The organism is Streptomyces sp. NPDC057543 (assembly GCF_042801895.1).
Classification (GTDB): domain Bacteria; phylum Actinomycetota; class Actinomycetes; order Streptomycetales; family Streptomycetaceae; genus Streptomyces.
Window position 1 is genome coordinate 1 of record NZ_JBHVFF010000209.1, and the last position, 15,044, is coordinate 15,044.

11 protein-coding genes and 1 pseudogene are annotated in these 15,044 nt (G+C 70.5%); 3 read left to right on the top strand and 9 right to left on the bottom strand.

Annotated features, from left to right (window positions below):
* The 8 genes from ACFU8Q_RS28725 to ACFU8Q_RS28760 form a co-directional block, all read right to left on the bottom strand.
* Positions 1 to 1,499 (bottom strand): aldehyde dehydrogenase family protein (locus tag ACFU8Q_RS28725; protein ID WP_384458933.1); only part of this gene is annotated, 1,499 nt, incomplete at its 3' end.
* Positions 1,500 to 1,597: 98 nt separating this feature from the next.
* Positions 1,598 to 2,848 carry a GAF domain-containing protein gene (locus ACFU8Q_RS28730; protein ID WP_384458937.1) on the bottom strand — a complete coding sequence of 417 codons (1,251 nt, stop codon included), beginning with the start codon at positions 2,846 to 2,848 and terminating at the stop codon, positions 1,598 to 1,600.
* A gap of 105 nt (positions 2,849 to 2,953) precedes the next feature.
* Entirely contained in the window at positions 2,954 to 3,547 is a 594-nt protein-coding gene (locus tag ACFU8Q_RS28735; RefSeq protein WP_384458940.1) for an N-acetylmuramoyl-L-alanine amidase, read from the bottom strand.
* Positions 3,548 to 3,570: 23 nt separating this feature from the next.
* Positions 3,571 to 4,587 (bottom strand): acetamidase/formamidase family protein, encoded by a 1,017-nt coding sequence (locus tag ACFU8Q_RS28740; RefSeq protein WP_384458943.1) that lies wholly within the window; start codon positions 4,585 to 4,587, stop codon positions 3,571 to 3,573.
* The gene (locus tag ACFU8Q_RS28745; RefSeq protein ID WP_384458946.1) at positions 4,584 to 6,071 is read right to left on the bottom strand and encodes an APC family permease; all 1,488 of its coding nucleotides are present in this window, start codon (positions 6,069 to 6,071) and stop codon (positions 4,584 to 4,586) included. The genes ACFU8Q_RS28740 and ACFU8Q_RS28745 overlap by 4 nt, the downstream gene beginning before the upstream one ends.
* Before the next feature lie 207 nt (positions 6,072 to 6,278).
* Positions 6,279 to 7,628 (bottom strand): esterase-like activity of phytase family protein, encoded by a 1,350-nt coding sequence (locus ACFU8Q_RS28750; RefSeq protein ID WP_384458949.1) that lies wholly within the window; start codon positions 7,626 to 7,628, stop codon positions 6,279 to 6,281.
* 209 nt (positions 7,629 to 7,837) lie between these two features.
* Positions 7,838 to 9,202 carry an SWF or SNF family helicase gene (locus ACFU8Q_RS28755; protein ID WP_384458952.1) on the bottom strand — a complete coding sequence of 455 codons (1,365 nt, stop codon included), beginning with the start codon at positions 9,200 to 9,202 and terminating at the stop codon, positions 7,838 to 7,840.
* Complete coding sequence (locus ACFU8Q_RS28760) at positions 9,199 to 12,090, bottom strand: DEAD/DEAH box helicase (protein WP_384458955.1); 2,892 nt, start codon at positions 12,088 to 12,090, stop codon at positions 9,199 to 9,201. Before ACFU8Q_RS28760 ends, ACFU8Q_RS28755 begins: the two co-directional genes overlap by 4 nt.
* 282 nt (positions 12,091 to 12,372) lie before the next feature.
* On the opposite strand from ACFU8Q_RS28760, the gene ACFU8Q_RS28765 reads away from it, so the two are divergent.
* The 3 genes from ACFU8Q_RS28765 (at position 12,373) to ACFU8Q_RS28775 (ending at position 14,316) form a co-directional block, all read left to right on the top strand.
* Positions 12,373 to 13,461 (top strand): fatty acid desaturase family protein, encoded by a 1,089-nt coding sequence (locus tag ACFU8Q_RS28765; protein ID WP_384458958.1) that lies wholly within the window; start codon positions 12,373 to 12,375, stop codon positions 13,459 to 13,461.
* An 87-nt stretch (positions 13,462 to 13,548) separates the two neighbouring features.
* A complete protein-coding gene (locus tag ACFU8Q_RS28770; protein WP_114248565.1) occupies positions 13,549 to 13,731 on the top strand; it encodes a hypothetical protein in 183 nt (60 codons plus the stop codon).
* Positions 13,732 to 13,785: 54 nt separating this feature from the next.
* Positions 13,786 to 14,316, top strand: a complete 531-nt coding sequence (locus ACFU8Q_RS28775) for an MOSC domain-containing protein (RefSeq protein WP_384458961.1) — start codon at positions 13,786 to 13,788, stop codon at positions 14,314 to 14,316.
* 102 nt (positions 14,317 to 14,418) lie between these two features.
* Here ACFU8Q_RS28775 and ACFU8Q_RS28780 read toward each other — a convergent pair.
* Positions 14,419 to 15,044: pseudogene (locus ACFU8Q_RS28780) on the bottom strand (hypothetical protein); the annotation flags it as partial.

A 15,044-nucleotide genomic window follows, 5' to 3' on the forward strand; every position in this document is an offset into this window, starting at 1 on the left:
GAGTACGACACCAGAAGATTCTTCGTCTGCTGGTAGTGCTCCAGCATCATTTTGTGGTTCTCGCGGCCGATCCCCGACTGCTTGTACCCGCCGAAAGCGGCGTGCGCCGGGTACGCGTGGTAGCAGTTCGTCCAGACCCGGCCGGCCTGGATGGCGCGGCCCGCCCGGTACGCGGTGTTGATGTCACGGGTCCACACGCCCGCGCCGAGGCCGTACAGGGTGTCGTTCGCCGTGGCGACCGCGTCGTCGAAATCGGAGAAGGACGTGACCGCCACGACCGGACCGAAGATCTCTTCCTGGAAGACGCGCATCCGGTTGTCGCCCTCGAAGATGGTCGGCTGAACGTAATAGCCGCCCGCCAGCTCCCCGTCGTACTCGATCCGCTGACCACCCGTGAGGACCTTCGCGCCTTCCTGCTGGCCGATGTCCAGATACGACAGGATCTTCTGCAGCTGGTCGTTGGAGGCCTGGGCGCCGATCATCGTGTCCGTGTCCAGCGGGTGCCCCGGCACGATCTTCTCCGTGCGGGCGATGCCCGCCTCCAGGAATTCGCCGTAGTGGCCGCGCTGGATCAGTGCGCGCGAGGGACAGGTGCAGACCTCGCCCTGGTTGAGGGCGAACATCGTGAAACCCTCAAGGGCCTTGTCGCGGAAGTCGTCGTCCGCGTTCCACACGTCGTCGAAGAAGATGTTCGGCGACTTGCCGCCCAGTTCCAGCGTCACCGGCTTGATGTTCTCGGAGGCGTACTGCATGATCAGCCGCCCCGTCGTGGTCTCACCGGTGAAGGCGATCTTTGCGACGCGCGGGCTGGAGGCGAGGGGCTTGCCGGCCTCCGCGCCGAAGCCGTTGACGATGTTGACGACACCGGGCGGCAGGAGGTCGGCCACCAGCTTCAGCCATACGTGGATGGAGGCCGGGGTCTGTTCGGCCGGTTTGAGGACCACCGCGTTGCCGGCAGCCAGCGCCGGGGCCAGCTTCCACGTCGCCATCAGGATCGGGAAGTTCCACGGGATGATCTGCGCGACGACGCCCAGCGGCTCGTGGAAGTGGTACGCGACCGTGTCGTCGTCGATCTCGCTGAGCGACCCCTCCTGGGCGCGCAGCGCACCGGCGAAGTAGCGGAAGTGGTCGATGGCCAGGGGGATGTCCGCGGCCAGGGTCTCCCGTACTGGCTTGCCGTTGTCCCAGCTCTCGGCGACCGCCAGCTCCTCCAGATGAGCCTCCATCCGGTCGGCGATCCGGTTGAGGACCGACGCGCGCTCGCCGGCCGCGGTCGCTCCCCAGGCGGGGGCCGCGGCGTGTGCCGCGTCCAGGGCCCGTTCGATGTCCTCGGCAGTGCCGCGAGCGATCTCGGTGAAGGGGCAGCCGTTGACGGGGCTGGGGTTCTCGAAGTACTGGCCACGGGCAGGCGGGACGTACGCGCCGCCGATCCAGTGGTCGTAGCGGGACTCGTACGAGACGATGGCGCCCTCGGCGCCCGGCGCAGCGTAACGGGTCATCTCTGTGGCCTCCCGGATCCGGTGCCGCCCGCCGTTGGACGGCCCTCGGGACGAGGGTAGACAGCGGCACGTTGCAACCCCGTTGCACGGGAACACCGCTATCCCTGCTCGGTCTCCAGCATCCGGACCCTGGCAAGCAGTGCCGGGCGCCGACCCGCGGGGACGGCCGTCGCGAGCGCACGCCAGACCGGGAGGTCGTCCTCGCCCCAGGGGCTGTACGCCCAGTCGGCCAGCAGGCCCGGGTCACCACGCGCGATCAGTGCGGCCCGCAGCTGCTCGTCGAGCCGGCGCCGCAGCCGGATGACGGACGGCGCCTGCGAGGCCGGCAGCAGCGGACCCGCGTAGCCGCCGAGCGCCGCCGCCACCGCGCCGGACGCCAGTCTGCGCGCCACCGTGTCGAAGTCGGCGTCTACCGGCGCGGAGAGACGGTAGGGGCGGGAGAGGAGCAGTTCGGGCCCGAGCAGTCGTCGGAGCCTGGAGAGTTCGGCCCGCAGCGTCACCGGGGTCACCGACTCGTCCTCGTACAGCTCGACGAGGAGCTCGTCGCCACCGAGGCCCTCGGGATGGCGGGCCAGGCTCACCAGAAGCTCGCTGTGCCGCCTGCTGAGCCGGATCTTGCGGCCTCCGGCGACGAGTAGCGCCTCGTCCCGGCCCAGCGCACTGAGCCGCACGGTCTCTCCGGCGGGTGCGGGTGCGAGGAGCGCCAGTTGTGACTCGGCGGCGCGTGCCACCGCCTGCACGAACGCCAGGCTGTGCGGATGCGCGAGCCGGTGCCCGCCGGTGATGTCCACGGCGCCCAGGACCCGTCCCGTGTGCGGGTCGTGGAGCGGCGCCGCCGCGCAGGTCCACTGCTGGACCGGCCGCAGGAAGTGCTCGGCGGCGAAGACCTGCACCGGCCGGTCCACGGCGATGGCCGTACCCGGCGCGTTCGTGCCGGCCACGGACTCGGCCCAGCGGGCGCCCTCCACGAAATTCATCCGGCCCGCGGCCCGCCGGGTCGTCGTGTGTCCTTCGACCCACAGCAGTCTGCCGAGCGCGTCGCACACCGCGAGGAGGTGTTCGCCGTCCGTCGCGTACGCGCTCATCAGCTCGCGGATCAACGGCATGGCGGGGGCCAGGGGGTGCCCGTCCCGGTACGGTCCGAGGTCGTCCGCGCCCAGTTCGACCAAGGCGGCACCGTCCGGGCTGACCCGGGCCCGTGCCGAGCGCCGCCACGACTCGCCGACCACCGGACGCACCGGCCGCTCCAGCCGTCCGGCGGTGGTGAACACCTCGTGCGCATGCCGGAGCTGGCCGAGCCGTTCACCGGGGTCCGCGTCAGCCGTGAGGGCCACCCAGGGGTCCGTCAACTCACCCTCCCGTCCAGGGGCGTCGTGCACACCCCATCGTGGCCGCAGCGCACGTCTGTGACAACCGTGGGGCGGAGAGGGACCGGACGTGGTGGTGCGGGTGCGTCAGCCGGCCGAGTAGAGGTTGACGAGACGGATGTAGCGCACCCAGTCCCAGTTCGGGCCGGGATCGGTGTGGTCGGTGCCGGGGACCTGGGCATGGCCGAGGATGTGCGCACGGTCCTTGGGGATGCCGTAACGGTCACAGACCGACGCGGTCAGGAGTGCCGACTTCTCGTACATGGTGTGGGTGAAGTAGGACGGCTGGTCCACCCAGCCCTCGTGCTCGATGCCGACACTGCGTGTGTTGTAGTCCCAGTTGCCCGCGTGCCAGGCGATGTTCTGCTCCCGGACGCACTGGGCTACGTAGCCGTCCGCCGAGCGCACCACGTAGTGCGCGGAGACCTGCTTCGCCGGATTCTGGAAGATCCCGATCGTGCTCGAAAACGTCTCCTGGGTGACATGGGTGATCACGTACTGGATCGGATAGGCCGAAGGTCGGGTCGATGCCGTGTAGTTGGACGTGGAGGCGGGCGTCCAGTGGGCGAGCGGATAGTCCGTCTCGCCCGCCGCCGCGGAAGCCGCGGCGCGGGTTGAGGCGGGGAGCAGCGCGGCGGCCGCCGTCACGGCGGCGCCCTGAAGAATCCTTCTGCGGTGCATGAACACTCCTGTGGGGGGAGGGGTCAGGGACTGGACATCAGCGTCGCGGTCTCCCGCAGATGGCGGTGGAGTCCGCGATGAGGGTCGCCTGTGGGCAGCCATTCCTTGCGGATCTTGGCCACACAGGTGTAGTTGGTGTCGCACACATTGGCCAACGGCGCCTCGCCGGCCTGGCCGACCAGCTGATAGGCGTCGAGTTCGGACAGGCCGTAGTCACGCGCCAGCCACTGTACGAGGTCCAACTGCGAGATACGGAAGGCGTCTTCGAGCGGACGCGCGGAGCCGGTCGACATCAGATGCGTGTCGGACTCGATGCGCGGCCACGGTGTCGTGACCCCCTTCAGCAGCTCGACCAGCACCATCGTGTTCATCGCACACTCCACGGCGACTCCGCAGGTCTCGCCCTCGCCCTGACGGGCATGCCCGTCCCCGAGACTCAGCAGCGCACCCTCGACGTTGACGCCCAGATAGCAGGTGACACCCGCCCGCATCTCGGGCGTGTCCATGTTCCCGCCGTGCGCGTCGGGCACCAGCGCGGACCGCACCTCCAGATTGGCCGGCGCCACCCCGACCGTGCCGTGCATCGGATCCATCGGCAGCTCCACCCGGACGTCACTGTCCCGGGCGCTGAACAGACAGGTGCGGCGCGCCCGGTCCAGCTGCCACATCCACACCACTTCGGGCAGCGGGGCCTGCAGTGAAGCGGTGGTGTGCGTGGAGGTGAGAGCGCCGAAGAGGGGCACGGTCGTGGAGGCGGCCCAGTCCCTGGCCGGTTCGATGGAGACGAAGTGCACCGCTACGGTGTCCCCGGGTTCCGCGCCCACCACGTGGAACGGGCCGGTCTGCGGGTTGAGGAAGGGGAACTCGCAGACCTCGGAGACCAGGTCCCTCTCCGAGCGCACCCGGCCGGCGAAACAATCCTCCGTATACACGTCGAGGAACGTGCCCGGCTCGATACGGGCGACCGGCGCCGCTCCGCCGAAGGTCCAGGCGTACTCGCCCTCCTTGGGGCGGACGGTGAGAATACGGGGGTCGTTCATCGCTGCACTGCTCCTGTCCTGGGCTCCCCGGCCTGCCCCGGGGCCTCGTCGAGATGGATCCGTCCGGTCTGTGCCACCCGCTCCGGATGCCTGCGCAACAGCACCACCAGCACAACGATCCCGATCAGCATCCAGACACCGACGACCGGACCTGCGTACGAGACCGGCGCACTGAGCTCCGAGACGAAGTCGAAGACCGGAATCCCGGCGGCCGTCAGCAGCGCGGGCACGAACGCCGCGATGCCCAGGACCGGGAAGAGAAGATGGAGTACGGGATTGAACGCCTCGCGCCGACGTCGCAGGAAGTACCCGGCACAGGCCAGATTCACGACGATGTACACACCGATGATGACGGTGACGATCACGGTGGCCAGCAGCACGAACGCGGTCACCGGGTCATAGGCGAAACCCAGTCCGAGCGCCGCGCCGACCGCGATCACGAATTGCACGGCCACTCCGGTGACGGGGGAGCGGCGGCGCGGATGGAGGCGTGCGAACGCCTGCGGGAACACGCCGATGCGGCCGAGGGCGAACGCCGTCCGGGTCGACACGTTGGCGCACGCATTGGCGTTGGCCACTGTCGAGTTGACCACGGCGAGGAAGAGCAGCACCCAGAACAGCCCGAACGAGGCACGGGCCACGCCCTCCCACGAAGCCGACCCCGCCGAGCCGAATCCGGCGAACCGGTCGGGCCCGAAGTACACGGACATGGCATACGTGGTGAGGACGTACACCAGGCCGATGGAGAGCGCCGCGCCGAGCACCGCACGACGCATCGTGCGCCGCGGGTTCTTCGTCTCCTCGGCGAGCGGTGCGGCGGCCTCGAAGCCGGCGAATGCCAGCACGGTGTAGACCGAGCCGGCGAAGATTCCGCTGATCCCGTCGAAGCCGTCCGCGGTGTGTGAAGTACCGAACACCGAAAGGGTGTTGTCCGATCCCGCTTGCCCGATGAGCAGCACGGCGAACCCGACGAAAACCAATACTTCGAAGATGCCGAGCACGGTTCCGAACCGCGCGGAGGCCCGTACCCCGAAATACCCGGCGAGCGCGATGATCACCGCGCCCAGCAGTGACCACGGCCACCACAGGTCTGCCGGGTAGGACGACCACTCCTGGTGCAGGGTGCCCGCTGTCGTGAAACCGAGCTGGAGCAGCAGCAGCGCGGGGACCAGTGCCTCCACGAATACATAGCCCCACCCGACGAGAAAGCCGATAGCCGGATGCAGGCCCTGCGCGGAGTAGGTTGCGACCGAACCGGCGGCCGGCAGATGGCGGGCCAGCTCCGCGACGCACGACGCGGTGAACAGACAGGCGACCAGCGCCACCACCACGGACAGCGGAAGACTGCCGCCCGCGAAGGCGGCTCCGGACGGAATCGACGCTGCGATGGCAGCGGCGGGCGCCATCGCCGTGATGCTCTGGAAGAGGACCTCGCGCAGCCCGATGGCATTGCGTAACAGTCCGCTGCCCGATTCCCCCGACACCTCGTGACTCCCTCTGTCCGACAACCGGAAGGCGTTGTCCGATGTACGGCCGAGCGTCTCGCGCGCCCTACCGTACGGGCGTCGCGCGGGCGACGGAAGACGGCAGGAGCCGAAATCGGGTGCGCGGGGCGGGGATTGGGGCGGATCGCGGACGCGGACAGTCCCGTCGCAGGGACCGGGCCGCGGAAGGAGAGCGGTTACGCGGGGTCAGCCACGCAGCGGGCGGGGCAGCTTCAGTAGCGTCACCGACGTCTTGATGCCGCTGTCGACCAGCCGGCCGTTCGCGTCGAACGCCTCGGCGCCGTCGGTCATCCCGAAGTCGTTGTCGTTGATGAGAGCGAGCGTGTCCCGGCCCGTCACCGCCACGCCCTCGATCTTCCCGGGGACACCCGCGACCTTGCCCAGGTCCACGACCAGACTCTTGCGGAGCACTGGAACACCCGCCGCCGCGGGGTCGGTGAGCTCCTCGTACGAGGGCGAGGCCGACGGGTCGTCCCAGGCGGAACCCAGGATGCCGGGGCCGTGCGGGAGGGTCACCCGGTGCAGCCGGGCCGCCTTGTCCGTGCGCTCCTCGACCAGGAGGCGGTCCCGGCCGATCGCGACGACCGAGGAGATCTTCAGCTCGGAGGTGTCGTCCTCGCCCGGGTCCACGACGTCCACCGCGTCGAACCGGTAGGCGTACTCCGCCGTGACCGCGTGTCTTTTCGTCGAGAAGCGCAGCAGCCGGACATTGCGCGAGGACTCGCCCGCGTCCTGGTCGGGCAGGGAGAGCGGGCTCTGCACCGCCAGCACCAGATCGCCGCCCGGCAACAGGGCGAGCCCCTCGAAACCCCGGTTGATCTTGCGGTGCTGCAGTACGCGGGGCAGCGCCTCCACCACCGGATAGCCGGCGCCCGTCAGCCCGAGCCCCTGCGGGACGTAGCGAGTCAGCACCCGGCCCTCGGCGGAGACATGAACCAGCGAGGGGCCGTACTCGTCCACGAGCCAGAACGTGCCGTCGGCGGCACGGACGATGCCTTCGGTGTCCAGGCCGTTCGGGTCGTACCCGAGCGGTGTCCTCGCGTCGTACGTGTGCGGTGCCTCGTCGCGGCCCGGCTGGTTCGGCAGACCGGTGACGGCGGCGCCGGAGCGGGTGGTCAGGGGAATGGCCCGCAGCACCTGGACGTGCTTGCCGCTGACGCGCACCTTCACGATCGCCGGGTCGAAACCGGGCACCGGGAAGGTGCGCCGCTTCTTCCCGTCGATCTTGATCTGGCCGTTGGGGCCGCGGTCCGTCACCGTCCAGAACTCGCCCTTGCGCCCGGCCGGGTAGATGTCGCTGCCGATACCGCCGAGCAGCACGCCACGGTCGTCTGCGACCGTCCCCGGGAGCAGCCCGTTGCTGAACCCGGCCAGCGCAACGTCGCCGAGCACGGCGCTCCCGGTGACCCGCGCGGTCCGCTCCGGACGCGCGTGCCGGTCCTGCGCGCCCGTCGCCGTTCCGGCGGCACACACCGTTGCGAGCAGGGCGAGCGGCAGCCCGAAGGCGAGAGCACGACGGACAACATGCGGGGACATGAGGCCTCCTGAGACGGCATCAGCTGAATGCCCAGGTTCCACCCTCGCCCTCAACGGGCGGTGACATCGAGTTGAACACCGGGGCGGAACGCGACGACGGGCGGGGCGACGACGTCCTGACCGGCCCCTGCCCGTCAGCGTGTCCTGACCGGCCCCACCCGTCGGCCGTCGAGCGGCCCGTCCAAGGATGACCCGGTCGCGTGGCGACCTCAGCCGTCCGACCCGCTCGAACCTCCCAGCGCCGCCGCCGGATCGTCGTCCGCCGGGCCTGCCGGAACCCAGTGCCCGTTCTCCTTGCGGTAGGGCCACCAGCGCCCGTCCCGCCCGTACCTGATCTGCACACCGGCTTCCACAGCGGTCCAGCGATTGCCCGCGAACCGGAGCCGTGGCTGCTCGCCCTCGTCCCACGCGGCGGCGAGCCGGGCCCGGGCCCTGGCCAGCGATTCCGGATCCGGCGTCCACTCCTCGTCGAGCACGGTGAGCGCGACCGCCCCGCCGTACTGCCAGGCACGCACAGCCGCGTCGAGTCCGGCCCGTGACCGCCCCGATCCGGCGGTCAGCCGCGTCGCGATCCAGGGCTCGGGCCGGGCGTCCGCGATCAGCCGTACGGCGTCCTGCTGCGGCGTCAACCCGACCGGGGGCGGCTGCCGTTCATGGCCGGGGGTCAGGGCGTCCGCCAGCATCCGGTGGGCGCGTGCCGCACCGTCCCTCGCCAGCAACTCCAGGACCGCCGGATCGACGCCGGGTTCCGGTTCCGTCTCCGAGTCCAGCGACGGCGCGGGGCCCGGTTCCGCGGGCAGCGGCGGGGGCGCGGGCAGCGGGGGCAGGATGTCCCGCGCCGCGAACGCCTCGTCCGCCCGTACGCCCCGGTCCTTCGCCTTCGTGGCCGAGGCGCCGGACCCGGCGGAGGAGGCGGCCGGCCCGGCCGCTGCCTGCCCCTCGGCACGGGCGGCAATGCGCTCCTGGAGCTCGTCCAGGAGCCACCGTTCGCCGCGCCCCCGCATGAGCAACAGGACGAACGGATCCTGGTCCAGCAGCCGCGCCACCTGATAACAGAGGGCGGCGGTATGCGGGCAGTGGTCCCAGGTCTCGCAGGTGCACTCCGGGTCCAGACCGCCGATCCCCGGGAGCAGTTCCACACCGGCCGCCGAAGCGTCCTCCACCAGGTGCGGCGGCATCTCGCGGTCGAGGAGCGCCGCGATGTACCCGGCCCGGGCGGCGGCCAGGTCCAGGAACCGTTCCCAGTCCGCCTCGCTCAGTTCCTGGAGGAGCACATCACTGCGGTACGTGGACGAGTCAAGGTCCCGGACGACCGCGGTGATCCGGCCGGCCCGCACGGTAACCGCTCCGACCCGGCCCTCGCGGGCGAACCTGCGCCCCTTCTTGAGCTGGGCGCCGTCCAGGGCGGTGTCCTCCAGGGCCTTCAGCCATGCCCGGCCCCACCAGGTCTCCGCGAAGCCGCGGCCGCGCGCGGGCGGCAGCGCGGCGAAGGTACGCTCCTGTACCGGAGCCGGAACGTCACCTCCGTCGGTGGTCGCGGACGCGTACCCGTCACTGTCGTATGCGTTGTTCATCGCGTGCCCCCTCGCAGTTCCACCAGATCGGCCAGTTCCGCATCCGTCAGTTCGGTCAGCGCCGCCTCGCCGGAGCCGAGCACCGCGTCCGCCAGCCCCTGCTTGCGGGCCAGCATGGCGGCGATCCGGTCCTCGACGGTGCCCTCGGCGATGAGCCGGTGCACCTGCACCGGCTGGGTCTGCCCGATCCGGTACGCGCGGTCGGTGGCCTGCGCCTCCACCGCCGGGTTCCACCACCGGTCGAAGTGCACGACATGGCCTGCCCGGGTGAGGTTGAGTCCGGTGCCGGCCGCTTTCAGGGACAGCAGGAAGACCGGTGCCTCACCCGCCTGGAAGCGGTTCACCATCGCCTCCCGCTCCGCGACCGGCGTACCACCGTGCAGGAACTGCGTGCGCACTCCGCGCGCCGCCAGATGCTGTTCGAGGAGCCGGGCCATCTGCACGTACTGGGTGAAGACGAGGACACTCGCGTCCTCCGCCAGGATCGTGTCGAGCAGCTCGTCCAGGAGCTCCACCTTGCCCGAACGATCCTCGATCCGGGGCTCCTTCTCCTTGAGGTACTGCGCGGGGTGGTTGCAGATCTGTTTCAGGGCCGTCAACAGCTTCACGACGAGGCCGCGGCGGGCGAGGCCGTCGGCGCCGGAGATCGCGGCCAGCGTCTCGCGTACCACCGCCTCGTACAGACCCGTCTGTTCCGCTGTCAGCGACACCGTCCGGTCGGTCTCGGTCTTCGGCGGCAGTTCGGGCGCGATGCCGGGATCCGACTTGCGCCGTCGCAGCAGGAACGGCCGCACCAGCGCGGCGAGCCGCTCGGCCGCGGCAGGGTCGCCGCCCTCCGCGGCCCGCGCGTAGCGGGTACGGAACGTGCCGAGCCTGCCCAGCAGACCTGGCGTCGTCCAGTCGAGGATCGCCCAAAGCTCGGACAGGTTGTTCTCCACGGGCGTGCCGGTGAGCGCCACCCGTGCCTGCGCGCCGATCGTCCGCAACTGCTTGGCCGTTGCCGAGTACGGGTTCTTGACGTGTTGCGCCTCGTCGGCCACCACCATGCCCCAGCGGACACCGGCGAGTATTGCCGCGTCGAGCCGCATCGTGCCGTACGTGGTGAGGACGAACTCGCCGTCGGACAGGTCCGAGAGGTTGCGCGACCCGCCGTGGAAGCGGCGCACCGGCGTACCGGGCGCGAACTTCTCGATCTCCCGCTGCCAGTTCCCCATGAGCGAGGTCGGGCAGACCACCAGCGTCGGGCCGGCGGCCGAATCAATGCTCCGGCGGTGCAGATGCAGGGCGATCAGTGTGATGGTCTTGCCGAGCCCCATGTCGTCGGCGAGACAGCCGCCGAGGCCTAGCGACGTCATGGTGTGCAGCCAGTTCAGACCGCGCAACTGGTAGTCGCGCAGTGTGGCGGCCAGGGCTGCGGGCTGACCGGCCGTCCGCTGCCCGTCCTGTTGCCCGCCGGACTCCGGGTCGGCCACCCGGCGGCGCAGCTGCTCCAGCCAGCCGGTGGCCCGGACCTCGACCCGGCGGCCGCCGACCTCGGTGGAACCGGTCAGCACGGCTCCGAGCGCATCGATCGGAGTGACCTTGCGGTCCTGGGCCTCGCGGGCGCGCTGTGCCACTTCGGGATCGATCAGCACCCACTGGTCGCGCAGCCGCACCACCGGCCTGTTGGCCTCGGCGAGACGGTCGAGCTCGGCGCGGCTGAGCTGCTGGTCGCCCAGGGTGAACCACCAGTTGAACGTCAGCAGCGCATCGGCGGACAGCAACGGCGGGGTGTCCGAGCTGGTCCGCGCGAACCCCTCGTGTTCCTGGTCCGTTCCGTCCTCCTGCCCGATGACGCCGCGCGCGGTGAGCTTGCGCGCCAGTTCCCGGGGCCAGTGCACCTGGACCCCGATCGCGGCGAGTGCCCGCCCGGCGGGGCCGAGGAGTTCGGCGAGCTCTTCGTCGGCGGGGTCGACGGAGTCGGGCACCGCGGCCGACAACAGCGGAGCCAGCGGAGGCCAGGCACGGGCGGCCCGGCGCAGCGCCAAGAGGGTGTCCATCCGGACCCGCGGGCCGAAGACGGCCGCGGCCGGCGCGGAGCCTGCCCAGACCTCGGCGGCATCGGCGACCAGCGCCGGATCACTGACGCTGTGGATCTGCAGGACGGCTCGGAAGGACGGCCCGGCGGTCCGCTCCCGGTCCTCGTCCGGCACCGTCAGCCCGGACGCCTCGACCCGCAGCGAGAGCCGGACGCCCGCGTCGTGCCCGGCCGCGACATCGGTGGCCCAGGCCCGCTGACCGGGAAGATGCTGCGGCGCGTCGACGGCGAACGCCGGGCCGCCGGTGGCGAAGGCCGCCGCGGGGGTGCGCGGCAGTCCGTCCGCCACCGCGTCGAGGAACGCGCGCAACAGCCGCTCGGGTTCGGGCAGCAGCACCGGCTGCGCCGCCCCGTCGAGCGGCACCGCATGGGCCAGAGGCGGCATCGAGGCGGCGAGCGTCCGGATCCGCGACTGATCGTCGGCAGTCAGCGGACCGGCCCGCCAGGCATCGTGGTCGGTGACCGTCAGCCCGGGCAACAGCAAACCGCGGGCAGCGAGTTGCAGAGCGAGGAGCGCGGCGGCGCCCCAGAACGCGGCGGCGTCGGAAGCATGCTCCGAGGTCCGTGCGCGCGTGAGTACGGGCAGCGCGTCGCGGACCGGGAGCAGCAGCGCCGGTACGGCGTACACCTGCGCGTCTGTGCCGACGACGGTCAACTCCTCGACGGAACCGGGGGTATCGGGGGGACTGCTACTGTCCGGATACCAGAAAGCCATACGGCCGGTACGGAAGGGATCCGCGGGCAGGAAGACCACGGAGCAGCCGGAGAGTGCGGAGATCTCGGAGAGCGTTGTCGCAGGAAGCCTGTGCACAGCGATGCCGAATTCCTCAAATTTGACTAGTTGGGGTTCGAGGCGCCGAGGGTACTCCACCACCGCGTGTCTCCGTGAGCGGAAGCGCCGTGATCCGGGCCACTTATCGATGACTCGGTAGCCCTGCCCGGTCGCCTGCCGCGCTTCAGGGTGTAGCCAGCACCCCCGCCGGGGGAGGGGGCTTGCCCCCGGAAGTCCGGGGTGCTGGCGCCATGGCTGACGTACTCCCCGTAACCGTACGTTTCTACAGGTCAGCGCAGCTTTTCAGAGACCGGAGACCTCATGCCCCAGGCCGTAGCCACCGTCGTGGAAGGCACCCGTGACGGCACGGGAAGTGCTGTAAGTGATGTGAATGCCGGCCGCGCCGGAACCGCCCCGAGCCAGGGGAGCGACTTCGCTCCCCTCCTGCGGGCGGTCAAGGGGCAGGGGCTCCTGGATCGGCGCACCGGGTGGTACGCGGTGGGCATCGCCGCCAATCTGGTGGCACTGGGGGCCGTGCTCACCGGCATGTTCCTCCTCGGCAACACGTGGTGGACCCTGCTGCTCGCACTGCCATTGGCGATCTTCTGGTCCCGCACCGCGTTCGTCGGACACGACGCCGGACACGCGCAGATATCCGGCGACCGCAAGGCGAGCCGGGCCATCGGCCTCGTGCACGCCAACCTGCTGCTCGGCATGAACGAGGCGTGGTGGAACGACAAGCACGTACGCCACCACGCCAATCCCAACCACATCGACAAGGACCCCGACGTCGGCGTCGGCGCCCTGGTCTGGACCCAGAAGCAGGCGGCCCAGCGAGAAGGCTTCGCCCGCTGGCTCACCCGTAACCAGGCGCGGTTGTTCTTCCCTATGCTGCTCCTCGAAGGCATCGCGCTCAAGATCTCGGGCTTCCGGTACCTGCGGCAGCAGCCCGCCCGCGAACGGGCCCTCTCCGCACTGCTCCTGGTCGCCCATCTCGGTCTGTACGCAACACTGCTGCTCACCGTCATGTCCCCGGGCAAGGCCGTCGTCTTCGCGCTCGTGCACCACGCGTTGTTCGGGCTCCACCTGGGCATGGCGTTCGCGCCGAACCACAAGGGCATGGAGATGCCCGACCCCGACGGCGACCGCTGGGGCCACCTCCAGCGTCAGGTCCTGACCTCGCGCAACGTACGCGGCGGAATCTTCACGGACTGGTTCCTCGGCGGACTCAACTACCAGATCGAGCACCACCTCTTCCCGAGCATGCCCCGCCCTCATCTGCGCCTGGCGCAGCCCATGGTGCGCGCCCACTGCGAGGCGATCGGCATGCCGTACATGGAGACCGGACTGATCGAGTCCTACCAGCAGGCACTCCGGCACATGCACGAGGTCGGCGCACCCCTGAGGTGAGGAAGCCGCGGCCGGCAGGAACCGATGGGGGCGCACAGGCGTTCTCACAGCAGGAGCGGCTTCCGGGCCGCGAAGGAGGCGTGGACGATGTCGAACAGCGCGAAGATCGCCATCGGGGGAGTCGTCGCGGCAGTCATCCTGATGCCGTTCATCGGATTCTGGCTGTCGTTGCTGGTCCTGATCGGAGTCCCGGCGGTCGCCTATCTGCTGCTGGACCCGAGTCAGCGACGCAGGCTCCGCAGGATCACCCGCAAGGAAATAGGCCGCTGAACAACCAGCCGAAGACAAGCCGACAACAAGGGGGGTTCCGCTGTGGGCGCGACCGTGACCGCGGTGAGCAGGAACGAGGCATATTCGTTCACCAAGCCGAACCGGAAGAGCATCACCCTGCTGGCCGGGCTCGGCGTGGAGGGAGATGTGCACGCGGGAGTCACGGTCAAGCACCGGTCACGAGTCGCGCAGGATCCCACCCAGCCGAATCTGCGCCAGGTCCATCTCATCCACGCGGAGCTGTTCGGTGAATTGCGGGCAGCGGGTTTCGAGGTCGCTCCCGGCGATCTCGGAGAGAACGTCACGACCAGCGGGGTCGATCTCCTCGCCCTGCCCGTCGGCACCCTGCTGCACCTCGGAGACGAGGCAGTCGTCGAGGTCACCGGCCTGCGCAATCCGTGCCTGCAGATCGACAACTTCCGGGACGGGCTCCTCAAGCAGGTCGTCGGTCGGGACGCTGCGGGCCGGATCGTGCGCAAGGCCGGGATCATGGGCGTCGTCACGGCCGGTGGCGTGGTCCGGCCCGGCGACCCGATCGAGGCCGAGCTGCCCGTCGGGCCGCACCGGGCACTGGAGCGCGTGTAGCCGAAGAGCGCGCGACACACGGCGGTGGGGACCGGGGCGCACAAGCCGGAGGGCGATTGTCGGCGGTCGGCTGCCTCTTCACGCCGGTCACCGGGAGCGTGCTCAGGCCGGTCGTACCGCGATGGCGTCCAGGGCCTTCAACAGGCCGGGCAGTTCCGTGCCGCGCCCGACCGGAAGCACCTCGCCCGGTTCCTCGTCCAGCAGGATGAACGCGATGTCATCGGTCCTGGCGACCAGTGACCAGCCGGGGCCGTCGGCGCGCAGCATCCGGGCGTCGCCCGTGGCGAAGGAGGACCGGACGCGGCCCGGGGGCGGCGGGGTGTCCACATAGGCATGGGCCTCCGCGAGGGCCCGGCGTACACCGGGGTGCGCCCTGGAAGGCTTGTCCTCTGCGGCGTTCTGAGCGGTGGAGCCGGGCCCGTCGCTCCCGGCCTCGATCTCGACCTCGGGTCCGGCTCCGGGCTCGGCTCCCGCTTCGTCCACGGCGTCGCTCTCGCCGACAGCTCCGTCCTTGTACTCCACCTCGGCTTTGGTCTTGCCTGCGGCTTCACTTCCGGCGTTGGCGTTGGCGTCGGCATGTGCTTCGGCGTTCGCGCTGAGCTCGCCGTCGCCTTCGTTCCGCGCATCGGCATTGGCGTCGGCTTCTTCCTGTTCGGCAACTTCGGCGGACGTGTCGGTGCGGTCGTTGGCCGGGCCCCCGGCCGCCGCGTCCGTGCCGACGCCCGGAG